This window comes from Chroococcidiopsis thermalis PCC 7203, assembly GCF_000317125.1.
Lineage (GTDB): Bacteria > Cyanobacteriota > Cyanobacteriia > Cyanobacteriales > Chroococcidiopsidaceae > Chroococcidiopsis > Chroococcidiopsis thermalis.
The window spans coordinates 818,412-833,997 of record NC_019695.1 but is presented as its reverse complement, the minus strand read 5'-3'; the positions used below and the strand labels follow the sequence as shown (position 1 = coordinate 833,997).

Genomic DNA, 15,586 nt, shown 5'->3' with positions numbered 1-15,586 from the left:
CCCCAATGACTACACAAAGTCTTGCTCTAGATGCTGCGTCAGCCAGTCAAGCACCAGATATTTTGATTGTCTCTCGCGTTTTTCCCCCCGATCCAGGCGGAATTCAAGATTACACCTACAATCGTTGTTTGCAAGACCCCGATCGCGCGATCGTTTTAACCGCCGCTCACCCAGGAGACAAGGAATTCGATCGCCTGCAACCATTTCCAGTCCATCGTTGGTTAGTGCCTGGATTTCTCCACACTTTTTTCGATCGCGCTGGTTGGTTGGGTGGTGTCCTCAAGCAGCTGCTCTACGCGATCGAGTCGTTTATTGTTGCCCTCTTACTCTATCGTCGCTATCGCTATCGATATATTGAATGGTTTCACGGCTTCGATTTTCCCGTGCTATTACTGCTGAGTTATTTGCTACCGATCCGGTTTTTTATCTATTTACATGGAAACGATCTGCTCTGTCCTTTAAGCAATCCCATTTTTCAGGCTTTATTCCAGCACACGCTCCAGCGGGCGCAGGGTATTGTTTGCAATAGTCGTTTTACCCAGGACTACTTAAAAGATCGCTGTCAGTTGAATACGCCTACATATATTATCAATCCCGCGATCGGAGTTGAGAAGTTTGGCAATCTCGACCGCGTTCCCAGCCTTCGCGCCGAGTTGCGCGCTCAGCACGGCATTCCTGAAACAGCGGTAGTCCTTCTCTCTGTGGGGCGGCTGGTTCGTCGTAAAGGATTCGATCGGGCGATCGAGAATTTGCCCGCACTGGTGGCTGAAGGCATCGATGTCTACTATTTCATCTGCGGTCGAGGTCCAATGGAGTCCGAGCTAAAGTCCCTCGCAACTCGATTGGGTGTGGATCGCCGCGTGTTCTTTACCGGATACGTTCCTGACGAGCGATTGGCTAGCTACTATGCAGCCTGCGATTTATTTGTCATGCCAACCTTTTTTGATGCCGCAGCCAAAAGTATCGAAGGTTTTGGGATTGTTTACCTCGAAGCTGGATACTTTGGTAAACCCGCGATCGCGGCGCGGCTGGGTGGAGTAGCAGATGCAGTTCGCCACGAAGAAAATGGTTTGCTCGTAGACCCAAATTCTTCCACAGAACTTGCTAATGCTCTACTGCGTTTGTGTCAAGACCGACAGTTACGCGAACGGCTTGGTAGCAGGGGTAAGGAATTAGCAGAACGCAAACCTCTGCACCGATCGCTATATAGCAATAATCAGTGACAGTGACCAGTTATCAGTGTAGAGACGTTACATGTAACGTCTCTTCAAAGCGATCGGTTAATTGTGACTTGTGACTTGCGATCTCTCACCTCTTGCCTCTCACCTCTCCTCACACACACCGGAGTTCAACGCAATGAAATTATTATTGGTCTGCAATCCAGGGGGTCATTTTTCTACCATGATGGGTTTGAAAAGCTTTTGGTCTACCTACGAAAGAGAGTGGGTGACTTATCGGCATTATGACACGCAAAAATTAAGCGAAAAAGAACGGGTTTATTGGGTAGCCATGCAGGAAGCTCGGATGTTAGTTAGAGCATTTATCAACTTCTTTAAAGCCTTAGTTGTTTTGCGCCAAAGCAAACCCGATTTAGTCCTCTCCACGGGAGCTAGCATAGCCGTACCATTTATCATAGCTAGCAAATTGTATGGCATTAAAACAGTTTTTATTGAGAGTATCTCGCGCTCGGGTAATTTAAGCCTCACTGGCAGAATTGTTTATCACTTAGTAGATGAATTTTACGTCCAATGGCCCGAGTGTGTAGAACGCTATCCCAAGGCTCAATACAAAGGTGTAGTTGTGTAATTTTCTCCAAGCTTACGAAGGTTGATTTCAATGATTGTTTACACGCTTGGAACTATCTTTTTTCCTTTCGATCGCGCTGTTGATTGGTTGCAAATACTACTCGAACAAGAAATCATTGTCGAACCAGTATTACTTCAGCATGGTGCGACATCGACTCGGTTGAACCATCCCCTGTTAACTAGCGTGCCTTCACTCAGTCGCCATGAAATGTATGCAGCGGCACAGCAGGCTTCATTAGTTATTTCACATGCAGGGCAAGGTTCTACACGAATGCTAGCAGAAATGGGTGCTTGTTTTGTTCTGCTCCCAAGGCTGAAATGTTATGGAGAACATGTAGACGACCATCAACTCTTATTCGCTCGTGCTGTAGAGAAATATGGCATACAACACTGTATCGAACTTCAGCAGTTACTTGAATATGTAAAGGAGCGTCCTTCTCCCTTTCAAGGAAAATTATTTAACGCTCCTTCACTCGTGATGCATCTAATTGAACGATATAGAAGTTTGGAACTTCAGAAATAAGCGGCGCTGCTTATGGTGCAACTTGTCCAAAGCCGGAATTAGCATCTCCCAGGCGATATTCGTCAGTATAGACAACTCTAGGAGCAGGACCCTGAAAGTTAGGATTGCCTTTATACAAACCCATCTTGAAGTACGGTCCCGTGCCTTCATCGTTCCAGAAAGTAGCTCCTTGATGGTTAATTTTTTGAACGTAGTTGCCGTTGCCTGTTTTCAACCAAAGTTTGAGGAATCCGTCTTGATTTCCCGTCCATTTCACATGCATGACAAAATCAGTCCACTGCCCTCGTAGTTCCGCAACCTTGGCTATGTTAAATCGAGTACATACGGCATCAACAGAACCACCGCTGCGTTGAAGATCGAATCCAACGGAATCGCCTTTGCGAGAAATTTTGGAACCAATGCCACCACAGGGATGTTTTCTGCCTTTTTTGGTGGGATAAGCCCCAAATTGATTCAAAATATCAAATCCTGCGTCATTATCTTTCCAGTCCGTGGGGATGAATATAGACCACCCATACCAATAAGTTTCACCAATTTTGGTTTTATTCTTTTCGATTTCAGATCGTTCGCCGCAACGGTTTACCCAATGTTTGAAAGCTGTCTGTCCAGCTCTCTTAATGTTGTAGGAAGGCTCCATTCCCGAGCAGCCTTTGTTTCTAGACTGCGTAATTTCAGTCGATGACTCAATAATTCCGGCATGGGATTGATGTATTCCTACTGAAGCAAACAAAGCCGTACCCAAGAATATCGTGCCTAAAGCCGTGCGTAGCGATCGCCGTTTCCAAACTTTGGCAAACTTATTGCAATTCTCAACGGTCATATTTAAGTTCTCCGTAGATGCAGAATTTTTAACGCTAATTTGAGTAATTCCTATCGAGTCAAAACATCTAAATACTTCTCAAATGAATGACTCGAACTGAATCAATTGGCAGAGTTTAACTGCACGTTGTTTTCCTACAAATCAGCGGTGAACTCAAGTTAATGCTTGCTCCCAGCTATTTCTAGGAGAAAAAACACTGATTTTTCTGAAAACCGTAATTTCACCGATTTTTTTGTGTAGCTATAACTTCTGTAAAAATACGTTGGTGAATCTAACTAATGCTGCAAATAAAGGGACTAACCAATGCGTGAACACTTTAAAAAATTAGTTCGAGATTTGAGAGTTCAATTATCTATCGATTAACGATTTCCTCTCAAACTATCCCTGGCAAGCGATCGCTGAATTTGGATGAACAATGTTGTTAATTTCAACTAATCGCTGCTCAAAGACTCAATTCTCGTCTGTTATATCGGTAAAAGCAGAAATACTAGTAATTTAGTGCGATTTTTGTTAAATAATTCTACTGAAATTTAGGACGCGATCGGTAGAAAAACGGAGACTTGAGTTAACTCAAACTACGAAATTCATCTCTTATGACTAAGACTCAAACATCCTCAAATCGACGATTTAGCTATGACTCAGTAAAAACACTGGTACTAGCTAATTCTTGCAGGAGTTACGCGAAAGATCCCCCCTAACCCCCCTTAAAAAGGGGGGAAATTAAAGTCCCCTTTTTAAGGGGGTTGGGGGATCGAAATCTCTAACTTCAAATGCAGATCTAATGAATGCCCCCTTTGTTAGGGGGTTAGGGGATCGAAATCGCTAACTTCAAATGTATATCTTCTGTCTCAAACAAATTTGCTTAAACTACTACAAAACTAAGAGGTAAAGCTATGAAAGCTGTTCTACTTGCTGGCGGACTTGGCACTCGTTTAAGTGAAGAAACTACCATTAAGCCAAAGCCAATGGTTGAAATTGGTGGTAGACCAATTCTTTGGCACATTATGAAGACTTATTCTACCTATGGCATTAATGATTTTATTATTTGCTGTGGCTACAAAGGCTATGTAATTAAAGAGTACTTTGCTAACTATTTCTTACACATGTCCGATGTCACATTTGATATGCGCTTTAATCAAATGAACGTTCACTGCGGTTATGCCGAACCTTGGCGAGTCACGCTAGTTGATACGGGTGATAAAACCATGACTGGCGGACGGCTGAAGCGAGTCAAAGAGCATATTGGTAGTGAAACTTTCTGTTTTACTTACGGTGATGGTGTAAGTAGCGTCAATATTAAACAGCTAATTGAATTTCACAAACAACAAAAAACTTTAGCTACTTTAACAGCAACTCAACCACCAGGAAGATTTGGTGCAATTTGCCTAGAACAGGAACAAACTAAAATTACTTCTTTTCAAGAAAAGCCTACAGGGGATGGCGCTTGGATTAATGGTGGTTACTTTGTTTTGGAGCCAGAAGTTATTGATTACATAGCAGATGACTCCACGGTTTGGGAAAGCGAACCATTAGAAAAATTAGCTTATAACGAGCAATTATCTGCCTACAAACATGATGGTTTTTGGCAACCAATGGATACTTTGAGAGATAAAAACTATCTCGAAGATCTTTGGAAGAGCGGTAAAGCTCCTTGGAAAGTATGGTAGGACACTGAATATGAATACTAAAGGGTGTAATCATTTCTTTATAGGTGTATTAGCGTTGTGTACGACCTTCTTGTGCTTACCAGAAGGAGTACATAAATCTGATGCAAAAATTATTGATTCAGTGATTACAACTGTTAAGCGCCCAGAAATCGGTAAAGGGGGTTCTGCTTGTCAAAAGCTAGCAACTATTCCCCCTACAAAAGGGAACGGACAGAAGGTCTTCAAACATTGGGTAGATCGTTGCGGCGAACGGTCTGAGATGGCAACGAAAAAAACTAAGATTGGTGAAACCTATTGGTATGGATGGTCTATGTTCGTTCCCTCTACTTGGAAAGATACCGATGCAGGATTCGATATCGTAAATCAATTTGGGGCTTTTCCTTCCAAAAAAGGCAGAAGATACAAGTGTGGTGGGATCGGCTCTAAAATCTCTCGCCAAGGTAGTAACTTTATTTTCGATTTGCAACGGCAGGGTAATTTTGTTGATGTCGAATGTACCAAATTCAACTTAGCTAAAGTCTCCCAACTAAGAGGGCAATGGACTGATTTTGTCATGCATGTGAAATGGACGGGAAATCAAGACGGATTCCTCAAACTTTGGTTGAAAACAGGTAACGGTAAATATATTCAAAAGATTAACCATCAGGGAGCTACTTTCTGGAACGATGAAGGTACGGGACCGTACTTCAAGATGGGATTGTATAAGGGCAATCCTAACTTTAAAGGTCCTGCTCCTCGATCGCTCTATACTGCTGAATATCGCCTGGGTGATGCTAATTCCAGCTTTAAGCAGGTTGTACCGCGCCTTTCTAAGCAAAAAATAGCCGAACGATGACTTCAATTCAGCTTAAAAATTAATTGCTACGGCAATTCTAAATTATTCACGAACAACAGTTGTTTTTATCGTAAGGTGGGCATTGCCCACCCTACACTTAAATTTTTCTAGTGAATGGTAGTTGTTCAAGGAGATATTTTTTATGTCATTTGTTATGAACATACTTAAGAAAAAAATTATGACTGGTCGTCTGAGATCGGCGATCGGGATGATTCGATTTCCAATCCGTCAATGGATATTTTCCATCGCTACAAAAAAGCTGGGCTTAAATATAGTAACTAGGGAAGATATTTTAAAAAACAAAGAACAATATTCTTTAATTCAATTTGGAGCAGAGGAATCAATCTTAGTTGACGAGCCTTACAACAAGAACCCCAATGAAATTCCCAGCATCATTTCTAGCAGAGTTGGTAAAGCGAATACCTTAAACCAACCTGGCGTATTTGAAGTTATAAATGCTCGGTTAGTAGGTTCTACAGCCGTAGGATTTGATGCAGCCGGAAACTTACTTGCGGAAACACTCAATCCACTGAATTTAAGTAGAGCTATACCTACCCGTACTCATATCCTTAAATACTTCCCTACTTGGGAAGATCGAGTAGATACAGCCTGTTCTATAGTTATGGGTAACGGTAATTATTTTCACTGGATTGCAGATTATTTAACTCGGCTTCAGGGACTTGAATTCTATCAAGAACAAACTGGAAGAAGACCGACTTTAATTATAGATAAAAATCCTACTAAGTGGCAGATAGAGTCTCTTAGACTTTTGGGATATGAGCCAGAGAATTGTCTACCCTGGAATGGAGCGAGCTTAAAAGTTGACCGATTAGTCATTCCCTCCTGGCGACGCGAACGGCGTATCATACCACCTTCTGTTTGTCGGTGGATGCGACAGCGTATGCTGAGCAATCTAGATAAAGTTGAAAGTCAAAGTGACAGTTTTTCTTCTAGAATTTATATTTCTAGAACCAAAACAACTGGTCGTCAAGTTATCAATGAAGAGGAAGTTTTAGCAGCTTTAGCTCCATTAGGATTTGTATCTTACACAATGGAGAGAATGAGTTTCGCCGATCAAGTTAGATTATTTTCTCAAGCTGAAATAGTTGTTTCGCCTCACGGTGCTGCACTCACAAATACCCTCTTTGCACAGAACTTAAGCGTCATCGAATTTTTTGGTTCCTATGGTAGTCCCTCTTTCTTCCTCTTAGCAAAAGCCTTAGGTTTTCGCTACGCTTGCCTTGCGTCAGGATACAGTGGCAAGAATGAGTTTAGTCAGAAGTATAATGGCGTAACAGTAGATGTAGCTAGATTGCAGGTTCTCGTTGAAGAAATGTTATCTCTATCTAGCGATCGCTCGTTGTTAAGTATGAACTCATAAGTCTTTTTAGATTGGTTCGATAAGCAAATAATAGTTTTTTCAAGAGAGATATTTGCGAGCTTTTCAACAAATTTGATCGAGACAAAATTCGGGTTGCTGCTCGTAAAGCATTAAGTGACTCTCTGTTAATGTCGATCGCCAACTGACAATTACTACTTCCTGATATCCATAGAGCTAGAGCTAGCAAAATGACAACTGAGTCAATAAATATAATCAAGTTTACAACAAAAGCAAGTTGTAGTTATTCAGGGAAAAAATCTCATGGTGTCATCTATAGTGAAATCGCTCAAGAAAAAAATTCTCGTTGGTCGTCGTAGGCAAACTATTTTGCTAATAAAAAGACCCTTGCGCCAGTGGATATTTTCTCAGGCGATCGAAAAGTTCGGCTTAAATCTAGTTACAAGGAAAGAATTACTCGCTCAGCGCAAAAAATATCATGTTCAAAACTTTAGCTCTGGGGAATCAGTTATAATTGACAAGCCCCGCCAAGGTTCAGATGAAATGCCTAAATTAACTGAAAGTATGGGCAGTTTTACTTTGGAAGAGCCTCTAGTATTTGAAGTGGAAAATGCTAAACTTGTTGGACCTGCTGCTGTTGGTTTCGATCGAGATGGAAGCATAATTTCAGAAATAATCAGTGGAAATCTAAAGAGTTTAAGCAGATTACCTGCACGAACCTTAGTTTTAAAGCAATTGCCTGATTTTACTACTCCCCAAATAGATGTAGCTTGCTCGCTGGTGAATCCAACTAGCATGGGATATTTTACCTGGATGGGAAATTTAACTCGATTTGAAGGAATAGAATATTATCAAGCACAAACTGGGATCAAGCCTGAATTAATTATTAATTCTCATCCTACTAGATGGCAAAGAGAATCTCTTAGACTCTTAGGATATGAACCGCAAGATTGTATACAATGGAACGGCTCAAGAATAAAAGTTAATCGATTAGTAGTTCCATCTTATCGTCGCGTACAACAGCTAATCTCACCTTCAGGCTGTCATTGGCTTCGTCAACGTCTAGTTAGTAATTTACCCGTTAAAGGAAGTGAAAAAGGCGATTTTTCCTCCAGAATATACATTGTTCGTACCAAAAAAACAGGTCGAACAATTACTAATGAAGAGGAAGTCCTGTCTATTTTGACTCAATTGGGATTTGTGGGTTACACGCTAGAAGAATTGAGTTTTGCAGACCAGGTTAGACTATTTTCTCAAGCAGAAATGGTGGTTGCTGCTCATGGTGCTGGGTTGGCAAATATCATGTTTGCAGAGAACTTGAAGGTAATCGAACTTTTTGGTTCATATGGTACTGCGGCTTATTTTGTCTTATCTAAAATGCTGGGTTTTGACTATGCTTGCTTAGTATCAGATCCTCAAGGAAAAAACCAGGTGAGTGAGAGATACACTGATATGACAGTAGACATCGCCAAACTAAAAATGCTTCTTGCAGAAATGTTGTCTAGCGATCGCCAACCTTTAGTTAAATCTATTGATGAGCCACAAATTGATGAGCAACAATTAGTTGATTCTTAAATTGCTTGGCGATCGCAATTTCTTCAGCAGGGTGTCCAATGGCTTAAGTAAAACCGCAAGTATTACCTACTAAACAGGAGTGACCCTGGCGGACTGCGTGTGAAGCACTAATGCTCTCTAAGGAAACCTCAACTTTATAGCCTTAATTCGACAGTATGTTTGGATGACGAGCAACAAACAAGTCATAGCTTTTTAAGGAAAGATTTTATGGCATCTGTAAGGAATCTGCTGAAGAAAAAGATTTTAGTTGGTCATCGCATAGTCCTTTATAAAAAATTAAAAAATCACTGCGTAAGTGGATATTTTCTTTTCTTAAGGAGAAGAAAAGTTTTAATATACTGACAAGGGAAGAACTATTTAAAAATAATGATAAATACCAAATTCTCTCCTTTGGAGCTGAAGAAAATATTATAGTTAATGAGCCGTTTAATGGAGTAAATGAACTACCAAATTTAATTAAAACTACAAGTTTGCTTACAGGATCGATTGGCAAATTTACTTTAAACAAGCCTTTTGTAGCTGAAGTAATAAACGCCGAGCTTGTCGGTTCGGCAGCAGTTGGATTCGACCGGGAAGGAGGCTTAATTACAGAAACTGTAATGCAAAATCTAGTAAATATAGAAAAATATTTACCTAATGGCATCCCTGCACAAACCTTGATTTTAAAGAATTTACCTAGCTTCGGCTCTCATCAACTAGATACAGCTTGTTCGTTACTTAATTGGTGGTCTAAGAATTATTCTCATTGGATAGTAGATTGTTTATTGCGGCTTGAAGGACTCGAATATTATCAAAAGCAAACTAAGAGAAAGCCAGCTTTAATTATTGAATCAAATCCTCCTACCTGGAAAATAGAGTCTCTCAAACTTTTAGGATATGGACTAGATGATTGTATACCTTGGAAGGGTTCAAAAATAAAAGTCAACCGACTAATAGTTCCATCTTTTCGACGCGAGCAAGCCTTCCCTGTATCACCCGCCGCCTGCAAGTGGCTTCGTCAACGCCTATTGAGTAATCTTCCTAATATAGAGAGCAGTCAGCGTTCTTTTTCACCAAGAATCTATATTTCCCGCGCCAAAACAACAGGTCGTAAAGTAATTAATGAAGATGATGTATTAGAAGCTCTATCTCCTTTTGGATTTGTGGCATACGCACCAGAAAAGATGAGCTTTGCAGACGAGGTTAGACTATTTTCACAAGCAGAAATGGTTGTTGCTCCTCATGGTTCTGGTCTAGTAAATATAATATTTGCCCAGAACTTGAGTGTCATCGAACTTTTCGGTTCAACTGGTGTTCCGTGCTTTTTAGTTTTAGCGAAATCACTAGGTTTTCAGTATGGATGTCTTACAGGAGACTACAATTCGAGAAACAATCACTCCTTTGAGCAGAACAACAACATAATGGTTGACATTCCTAAATTGCGGGTTTTGGTGGCAGAAATGTTAAACAACAGATATGGCGATCGCCAACCTGTAATTACTACTTATTGACAAGCAACAACTAGCTGGCTACTAGATTGCTTGGCGATCGCAATTTTATTCAGAGAAAGGCAGCACTACCTTGAGTACAGCAATAAATCCTGTTGTACTTAATTAATTTGATTCAACTCCAACTAACAAAAATTCTAATCTTTGCAGGAAAGATGCTGTGGTAAATTTTTTGGTCGCGCCTTTGAGGAATTTGCTCAAGCAAAAGATTTCGGCTGCTCATCGTAGAACAATTGGTGGAGCAATCCGACGCTCAATTCAGCAACAAACATTTCATTTTGTTAGAAAGATCGGCTTGAAAGTCATCACGAGAAAGGAAGTTTTTGAGGGAAATATCAAACATCGAGTTCTTCAATTTAATGCCGAAGAAGCAATTGTCATTAATCACCCCTGTAACGGTTCTGACCAGATTCGAGAAATTTTAAATACAACTGGTCAACATAATTTGTCACAACCATTTGTCATAGAGGTGGAAAATGCTAAGTTAGTTGGAACTATAGCTATTGGTTTTGACGAGGCTGGCAACATAATTGCAGAAACGATTTCGGGAAATCCAGACTGCATTAAATATATTCCAGCTCAAACTTTACTTTTGGAAAAGTTGTCTAACTGGGCAGCACCTCAGTTAGAAGCGGCTTGTTCGTTAACTAACTGGAATAGCGGTTACTTCCACTGGTTGATCGATTGTTTAACCCGACTGGAAGGAATTGAGTACTATCAAGCACAAACTGGAATTAAACCAACTCTAATTATTCATGCTAATCCTCAAGAATGGCAAAAAGAGTCTCTCAGACTTTTAGGATACAACCCAGATGATTGTATTGAATGGAACGACTCCGGCGTTAAAGTTAAAAAGTTAGTCGTCCCCTCTTTTCGACGAGAACACAACATCATATCGCCTACAGCCTGTCAGTGGTTGCGCCAGCGGTTATTGAGCAATCTGTCTGATAATACCAGCATCTCTTTATCGCCTAGAATATATATTTCTCGACCCAAATCAGCCGGACGAAATATCATTAATGAAGCAGATGTTATGGCGATTTTGGCTCCTTTGGGCTTCGTCGCTTATACGATGGAGGAACTGAGTTTTGCAGATGAAATTAGACTATTTTCTCAAGCAGAAATAGTTGTCGCTCCTCACGGTGCTGGTCTCACAAATATAATTTTTGCACTCCAGAAATTAATTGTTATCGATCTGTTTGGTTCGTTTGGTACGCCGTGTTTCTTTGCCTTAGCACAAGCATTAGGTTTTTACTACGGTTGCCTGGGAGAGGGCTTCGATCCAAAGAATAAAACTGGAAAGTACAAAGGGATTACGGTAGATATTGCCAAATTGCAAGTTTTACTGCAAGAAATGTTCACTGTTAGAGATAGCGATCGCCAAGTTGCCAGTGTAGAAGACGCACTATTTCTAACTGGCGACAGTGCCGTCTAAAGAAAGCGATCGCCCAATATACACAAATTCAAGCTTACAATCATGAAAATTCTTGTTACTGGTACGGAAGGCTATCTCGGTTCGTTATTAGCTCCAATTTTGATGCAGCGCGGGCATGAAGTTATTGGCGTAGACACTGGATTCTATAAAGTTGGTTGGTTGTACAACGGCACTCAACTGACTGCTAAAACACTCAATAAAGATCTGCGACAGATTTCAACTGAAGATCTAGAGGGGGTGGAAGCGATCGTCCATATGGCAGAGCTTTCCAACGATCCAGCCGGACAACTCTATCCCAACATTACCTACGACATTAATCATAAAGGTTCCGTCCGCCTCGCTACCTTAGCTAAAACAGCTGGAGTACGGCGCTTTGTCTACATGTCTTCCTGTAGCGTCTACGGAGTTGCAACCGCAGGAGATGTGACTGAAGCATCTCCTGTCAACCCGCAAACCGCTTATGCCGAGTGTAAAACACTTGTCGAGCGAGATGTCACGACAATGGCTGATGATAGTTTTTCGCCTACATTCATGCGAAATGCGACAGCTTTTGGTGCTTCCCCCAGAATGCGCTTTGATATCGTCTTAAATAACCTGGCAGGGTTGGCTTGGACGACTAAAGAAATTAAAATGACCAGTGACGGTACGCCCTGGCGACCCCTAGTCCACGCACTCGATATTGCTAAGGCGATCGCCTGTACGCTGGAAGCTCCGCGCGATATTATTCACAATCAAATCTTTAACGTGGGTGACACGGCGCAAAATTATCGTGTCAAACAAGTTGCCGAAATCATTGCTGAAACTTTTAAAGGATGCAAGTTGAGCTTTGGCGAAAACGGGGCGGATAACCGCAGCTATCGCGTCAGTTTCGAGAAGATTAATACGGTACTGCCGGGATTCAAATGCGAGTGGGATGCACGACGCGGCGCTCAACAATTATTCGATCTATTTACTCAAATTGATATGACTGCGGACACGTTTTTATTCAGAGGATTTACTCGGTTAAAGCAGTTGGAATATTTAATTCAGACTCAGCAAATCGATCGCGATTTCTTTTGGAAGAAGCTAGGCGATTAGAAATCGCGGCTAGACAAACCACTACATTTTGATGAGTGATGCAAAGATCTTGGAGATCCCCCAACCCCCTTAAAAAGGGGGCTTTCCTGGAAAAAGCAAGCGTTGTTTCCCTTCTTAAAAAGGGGGCTTTCCTGGAAAAAGCAAGCGTTGTTTCCCTTCTTAAAAAGGGGGCTTTCCTAGAAAAAGCAAGCGTTGTTTCCCTCCTTTTTAAGGGGGGTTAGGGGGGATCTTACCTCAATCGGTTAGAGGAGTAATCATGTTAGTTGATGCTTTGAAATTACCAGCAGAAACGCTGGTAGAAACAGACATTTGTATTATCGGTGCTGGTGCGGCAGGAATTACATTAGCACGAGAATTGCGCGATCGCCCCGAACAAGTTTGTTTGCTTGAAAGTGGCGGATTTGACTATGAGGAACAGATTCAATCGCTGTATGCGGGAGAGAATACTGGTCTAGCTTATTTTCCCTTGAAAGAAGCACGCGGGCGCTATTTCGGCGGTTCGACCAACTTGTGGGGCGGTTGGAGTCGTCCGATGGATGAAATTGACTTCGAGCATCGTCCCTGGATGCCTTATAGCGGTTGGTGTTTTCCCAAGGCGGAGCTAGACCCCTACTACGAACGGGCGCAAACTGCTTGTCATTTGGGTGCATTTGAATACGATTTGGCATACTGGCAAGAGGCGTTAGCGCAACAATGTCAAGTCCCTGCAACTACAGAGCAGCTGGCTACCTATCTATGGCAGATTATCCCATGTACTCACTTGCGCTTTGGCGAAGCTTATCGCGCCCAAATCGAGCAGGCGAGTAATATTACTACCTATCTCCACGCTAACGTGCTGGAGATTGAAACCAACGACAGCGCTCAAGCCGTAACGCGGCTGTGGGTGGCAAGCTCGGATGGCAAACAGTTCTCGGTAGCAGCAAAAATCTTCGTGCTAGCGGCGGGTGGAATTGAAAATCCTCGCTTGCTCCTAGCTTCCAACCGGGTGCAAAGTGGTGGAGTCGGCAACCAACACGATTTGGTAGGCAGATTCTTCATGGAGCATCCCTATCTCATTTCTGGCAAAGCCGAATTGTCCAATTCAGCTGAGTTATATACGCGAATTAAGTTTCCCGTGGGTGAAACATTTCTGGCAACAGGCTTAGGCTTGTCCAAAGAAGTGCAAGAACGCGAACAGATTCTGAATTTTGGCTTGAGATTATTAGCCATTGACGAATGGTTAGAAGCTTACAAGCGATTGCGATCGCAAACTCAACAGTCAGTCCGACATAAAGCTTTTCCTTCCATTGCAGAAGGACGGAAGAACGCAGGTAAGTCTTCTACAATTGCGGATTTCATCAAAGTCGCTAGCCGTCCCGATCGTTTTGCTGACAGAATGACAAAAAAACTGTTTCAGCAATCCATGGCAGCGCGACAATTCAACAGTTGCGATACCCATTTAATCGGAGAGCAAGCACCAAATCCCGATAGTCGGGTTACTCTCAGCCGCGATCGCGATAAATTAGGGATGAATCGCGTCCAGCTTGACTGGCGTTTGAGTCCGATTGACAAGTATACAATTGCGCGATCGCAGCAGTTAATCGCAGCAGAATTCGAGCGTTCTGGACTGGGTAAAATTCACGTCGAACTAACTGACGATGAAGCGACTTGGCGATCGGTCGCTGGCTCGTATCATCATATCGGCACAACCCGCATGAGTAGCAACCCCAGGGAAGGTGTGGTTGACGAGCATTGTCAAGTGCATGGCATTCACAACTTATATGTTGCTGGTAGCTCGGTTTTTCCCACCAGCGGACTCTCCAATCCTACTCTCACGATTGTCGCTTTAGCGATCCGACTTGCCGATCGCCTGAAAGATCGCCTGGATAACTCTGCTGAAATCAGTCCAGCAGTTGCAGTTCAGGCTCTTTAGTTTAATCGTGAATTTTGCACAAGAGATCCCCCAACCCCATTTTCAAGGGGACTTCTGATTCCCCCCTTTTTAAGGGGGGTTAGGGGGGATCGAGATCTAAAACTTCCAGTCCGTAACCCCTAAACAATTCTGACAGATGAATCACCAGCAACCGCGCCTCAGCATTGGTATGCCCGTGTATAATGCCGAGCAGTATATCATAGAAGCAATAGATGCAATTTTGGCTCAAACCTATACAGATTTTGAGCTGATTATTTCAGACAATGCCTCCAGCGATCGCACTCAGGAAATCTGTCAAGCATACGCAGCAAAAGATCGGCGGATCAAATACTATCGAAACGATCGCAATATTGGCGTTCATCGAAATTACAGACGCGCCTTTCAATTAGCGACAGGCGAATATTTTAGATGGGCTACCCACGATGATATTTGCGCTCCACAAGGGATTGAAAAATGCGTTGAAGTTTTAGATCGAAATCCAGATGTCGTATTGTGCTACACCAAGACTAAATTAATTAACGAGCATGGCACGATTTTGGAGCAAAACTACGATGAAAACCCCCTACTCACTAATTCACCACACGCTCATATTCGCTTTCGGAATTTGATAATTGACTCTTTTTCTCGACGTTATCGCGGTCAGCAACTTTTTGGAGTCATGCGTCATAGTGTTGCTGCAACAACTCCTCTTTTAGGCGATTACTCTGGTGGGGATAAGCCTTTTCTGGCTCGCATGACTTTATTAGGTAAATATTATGAAGTTCCTGAATATTTGTTCTTTAACAGAGAACATTCTCAGCGTTCTTCTAGTAAGGAGATGAATAGTCCCTACCTACGTATGCGGTTATTTAACCCTGATACCAAAGGAGAAAAACCTGTCTTTCCTAGATGGAGTGTTTTCTTAGATTATTTAAGTGCTATTAAAGATGTACCTCTCAGCCTATCCGAACGAATTCGTTGCTATTTAGTTCTCGGGACTTGGTTAGGAAAAAACAAGAACTGGGAGCAATTAGTTAAAGAATTAATTAAGGCATCTGTCTGGTCTATTTATTTTTCTAAACATCGCCAGATGTTAGTACAACAACACCAAGCTGAAATTCCATCAAGTTGA

At 42.1% G+C, this 15,586-nt stretch carries 13 protein-coding genes; 12 read left to right on the top strand and 1 reads right to left on the bottom strand.

Annotated elements, in window-relative coordinates; translation table 11 throughout:
* The first annotated feature begins 5 nt into the window (after window positions 1-5).
* The 3 genes from CHRO_RS03650 to CHRO_RS03640 all read left to right on the top strand — a co-directional run bounded on the left by CHRO_RS03650 (window position 6) and on the right by CHRO_RS03640 (window position 2,328).
* On the top strand, window positions 6-1,223 hold the full coding sequence (locus CHRO_RS03650) for a glycosyltransferase family 4 protein (protein ID WP_015152834.1): 1,218 nt from the start codon (window positions 6-8) through the stop codon (window positions 1,221-1,223).
* A gap of 133 nt (window positions 1,224-1,356) precedes the next feature.
* Window positions 1,357-1,806: a PssD/Cps14F family polysaccharide biosynthesis glycosyltransferase gene (gene pssD, locus CHRO_RS03645; RefSeq protein ID WP_015152833.1), complete on the top strand. Its 450-nt coding sequence runs from the start codon at window positions 1,357-1,359 to the stop codon at window positions 1,804-1,806.
* Between the two features lie 30 nt (window positions 1,807-1,836).
* Window positions 1,837-2,328 carry a glycosyltransferase gene (locus CHRO_RS03640; RefSeq protein WP_015152832.1) on the top strand — a complete coding sequence of 164 codons (492 nt, stop codon included), beginning with the start codon at window positions 1,837-1,839 and terminating at the stop codon, window positions 2,326-2,328.
* Between the two features lie 10 nt (window positions 2,329-2,338).
* Here the strand turns inward: CHRO_RS03640 and CHRO_RS03635 are convergent, their stop codons facing one another.
* The gene (locus CHRO_RS03635; RefSeq protein ID WP_015152831.1) at window positions 2,339-3,148 is read right to left on the bottom strand and encodes a polysaccharide lyase family 20 protein; all 810 of its coding nucleotides are present in this window, start codon (window positions 3,146-3,148) and stop codon (window positions 2,339-2,341) included.
* Between the two features lie 893 nt (window positions 3,149-4,041).
* Here CHRO_RS03635 and rfbF point away from each other — a divergent pair.
* The 9 genes from rfbF to CHRO_RS03585 all read left to right on the top strand — a co-directional run bounded on the left by rfbF (window position 4,042) and on the right by CHRO_RS03585 (window position 15,586).
* Window positions 4,042-4,815, top strand: a complete 774-nt coding sequence (gene rfbF / locus CHRO_RS03630) for a glucose-1-phosphate cytidylyltransferase (RefSeq protein WP_015152830.1) — start codon at window positions 4,042-4,044, stop codon at window positions 4,813-4,815.
* Between the two features lie 10 nt (window positions 4,816-4,825).
* Window positions 4,826-5,650: a heparin lyase I family protein gene (locus CHRO_RS03625; RefSeq protein ID WP_015152829.1), complete on the top strand. Its 825-nt coding sequence runs from the start codon at window positions 4,826-4,828 to the stop codon at window positions 5,648-5,650.
* Window positions 5,651-5,828: 178 nt separating this feature from the next.
* Window positions 5,829-7,031, top strand: coding sequence for a glycosyltransferase family 61 protein (locus CHRO_RS03620; RefSeq protein ID WP_245570526.1), 1,203 nt, complete (start codon window positions 5,829-5,831; stop codon window positions 7,029-7,031).
* Between the two features lie 276 nt (window positions 7,032-7,307).
* A complete protein-coding gene (locus CHRO_RS03615; protein ID WP_245570525.1) occupies window positions 7,308-8,564 on the top strand; it encodes a glycosyltransferase family 61 protein in 1,257 nt (418 codons plus the stop codon).
* A gap of 470 nt (window positions 8,565-9,034) precedes the next feature.
* Window positions 9,035-10,054 (top strand): glycosyltransferase family 61 protein, encoded by a 1,020-nt coding sequence (locus CHRO_RS03610; protein WP_015152826.1) that lies wholly within the window; start codon window positions 9,035-9,037, stop codon window positions 10,052-10,054.
* Window positions 10,055-10,211: 157 nt separating this feature from the next.
* Window positions 10,212-11,486, top strand: coding sequence for a glycosyltransferase family 61 protein (locus tag CHRO_RS03605; protein WP_015152825.1), 1,275 nt, complete (start codon window positions 10,212-10,214; stop codon window positions 11,484-11,486).
* 42 nt (window positions 11,487-11,528) lie between these two features.
* Window positions 11,529-12,563: an NAD-dependent epimerase/dehydratase family protein gene (locus CHRO_RS03600; protein WP_015152824.1), complete on the top strand. Its 1,035-nt coding sequence runs from the start codon at window positions 11,529-11,531 to the stop codon at window positions 12,561-12,563.
* 256 nt (window positions 12,564-12,819) lie between these two features.
* Window positions 12,820-14,475, top strand: a complete 1,656-nt coding sequence (locus tag CHRO_RS03590; RefSeq protein WP_015152823.1) for an FAD-dependent oxidoreductase — start codon at window positions 12,820-12,822, stop codon at window positions 14,473-14,475.
* A 136-nt stretch (window positions 14,476-14,611) separates the two neighbouring features.
* Entirely contained in the window at window positions 14,612-15,586 is a 975-nt protein-coding gene (locus CHRO_RS03585) for a glycosyltransferase family 2 protein (protein WP_015152822.1), read from the top strand.

Coding starts and splice junctions, on each gene's coding strand:
- CHRO_RS03625 (WP_015152829.1), top strand. CDS start 4,826: ATGAATACTAAAGGGTGTAATCATTTCTTTATAGGTGTATTAGCGTTG.
- CHRO_RS03590 (WP_015152823.1), top strand. CDS start 12,820: ATGTTAGTTGATGCTTTGAAATTACCAGCAGAAACGCTGGTAGAAACA.
- CHRO_RS03600 (WP_015152824.1), top strand. CDS start 11,529: ATGAAAATTCTTGTTACTGGTACGGAAGGCTATCTCGGTTCGTTATTA.
- CHRO_RS03585 (WP_015152822.1), top strand. CDS start 14,612: ATGAATCACCAGCAACCGCGCCTCAGCATTGGTATGCCCGTGTATAAT.
- CHRO_RS03650 (WP_015152834.1), top strand. CDS start 6: ATGACTACACAAAGTCTTGCTCTAGATGCTGCGTCAGCCAGTCAAGCA.
- pssD (WP_015152833.1), top strand. CDS start 1,357: ATGAAATTATTATTGGTCTGCAATCCAGGGGGTCATTTTTCTACCATG.
- rfbF (WP_015152830.1), top strand. CDS start 4,042: ATGAAAGCTGTTCTACTTGCTGGCGGACTTGGCACTCGTTTAAGTGAA.
- CHRO_RS03620 (WP_245570526.1), top strand. CDS start 5,829: ATGACTGGTCGTCTGAGATCGGCGATCGGGATGATTCGATTTCCAATC.
- CHRO_RS03640 (WP_015152832.1), top strand. CDS start 1,837: ATGATTGTTTACACGCTTGGAACTATCTTTTTTCCTTTCGATCGCGCT.
- CHRO_RS03635 (WP_015152831.1), bottom strand. CDS start 3,148: ATGACCGTTGAGAATTGCAATAAGTTTGCCAAAGTTTGGAAACGGCGA.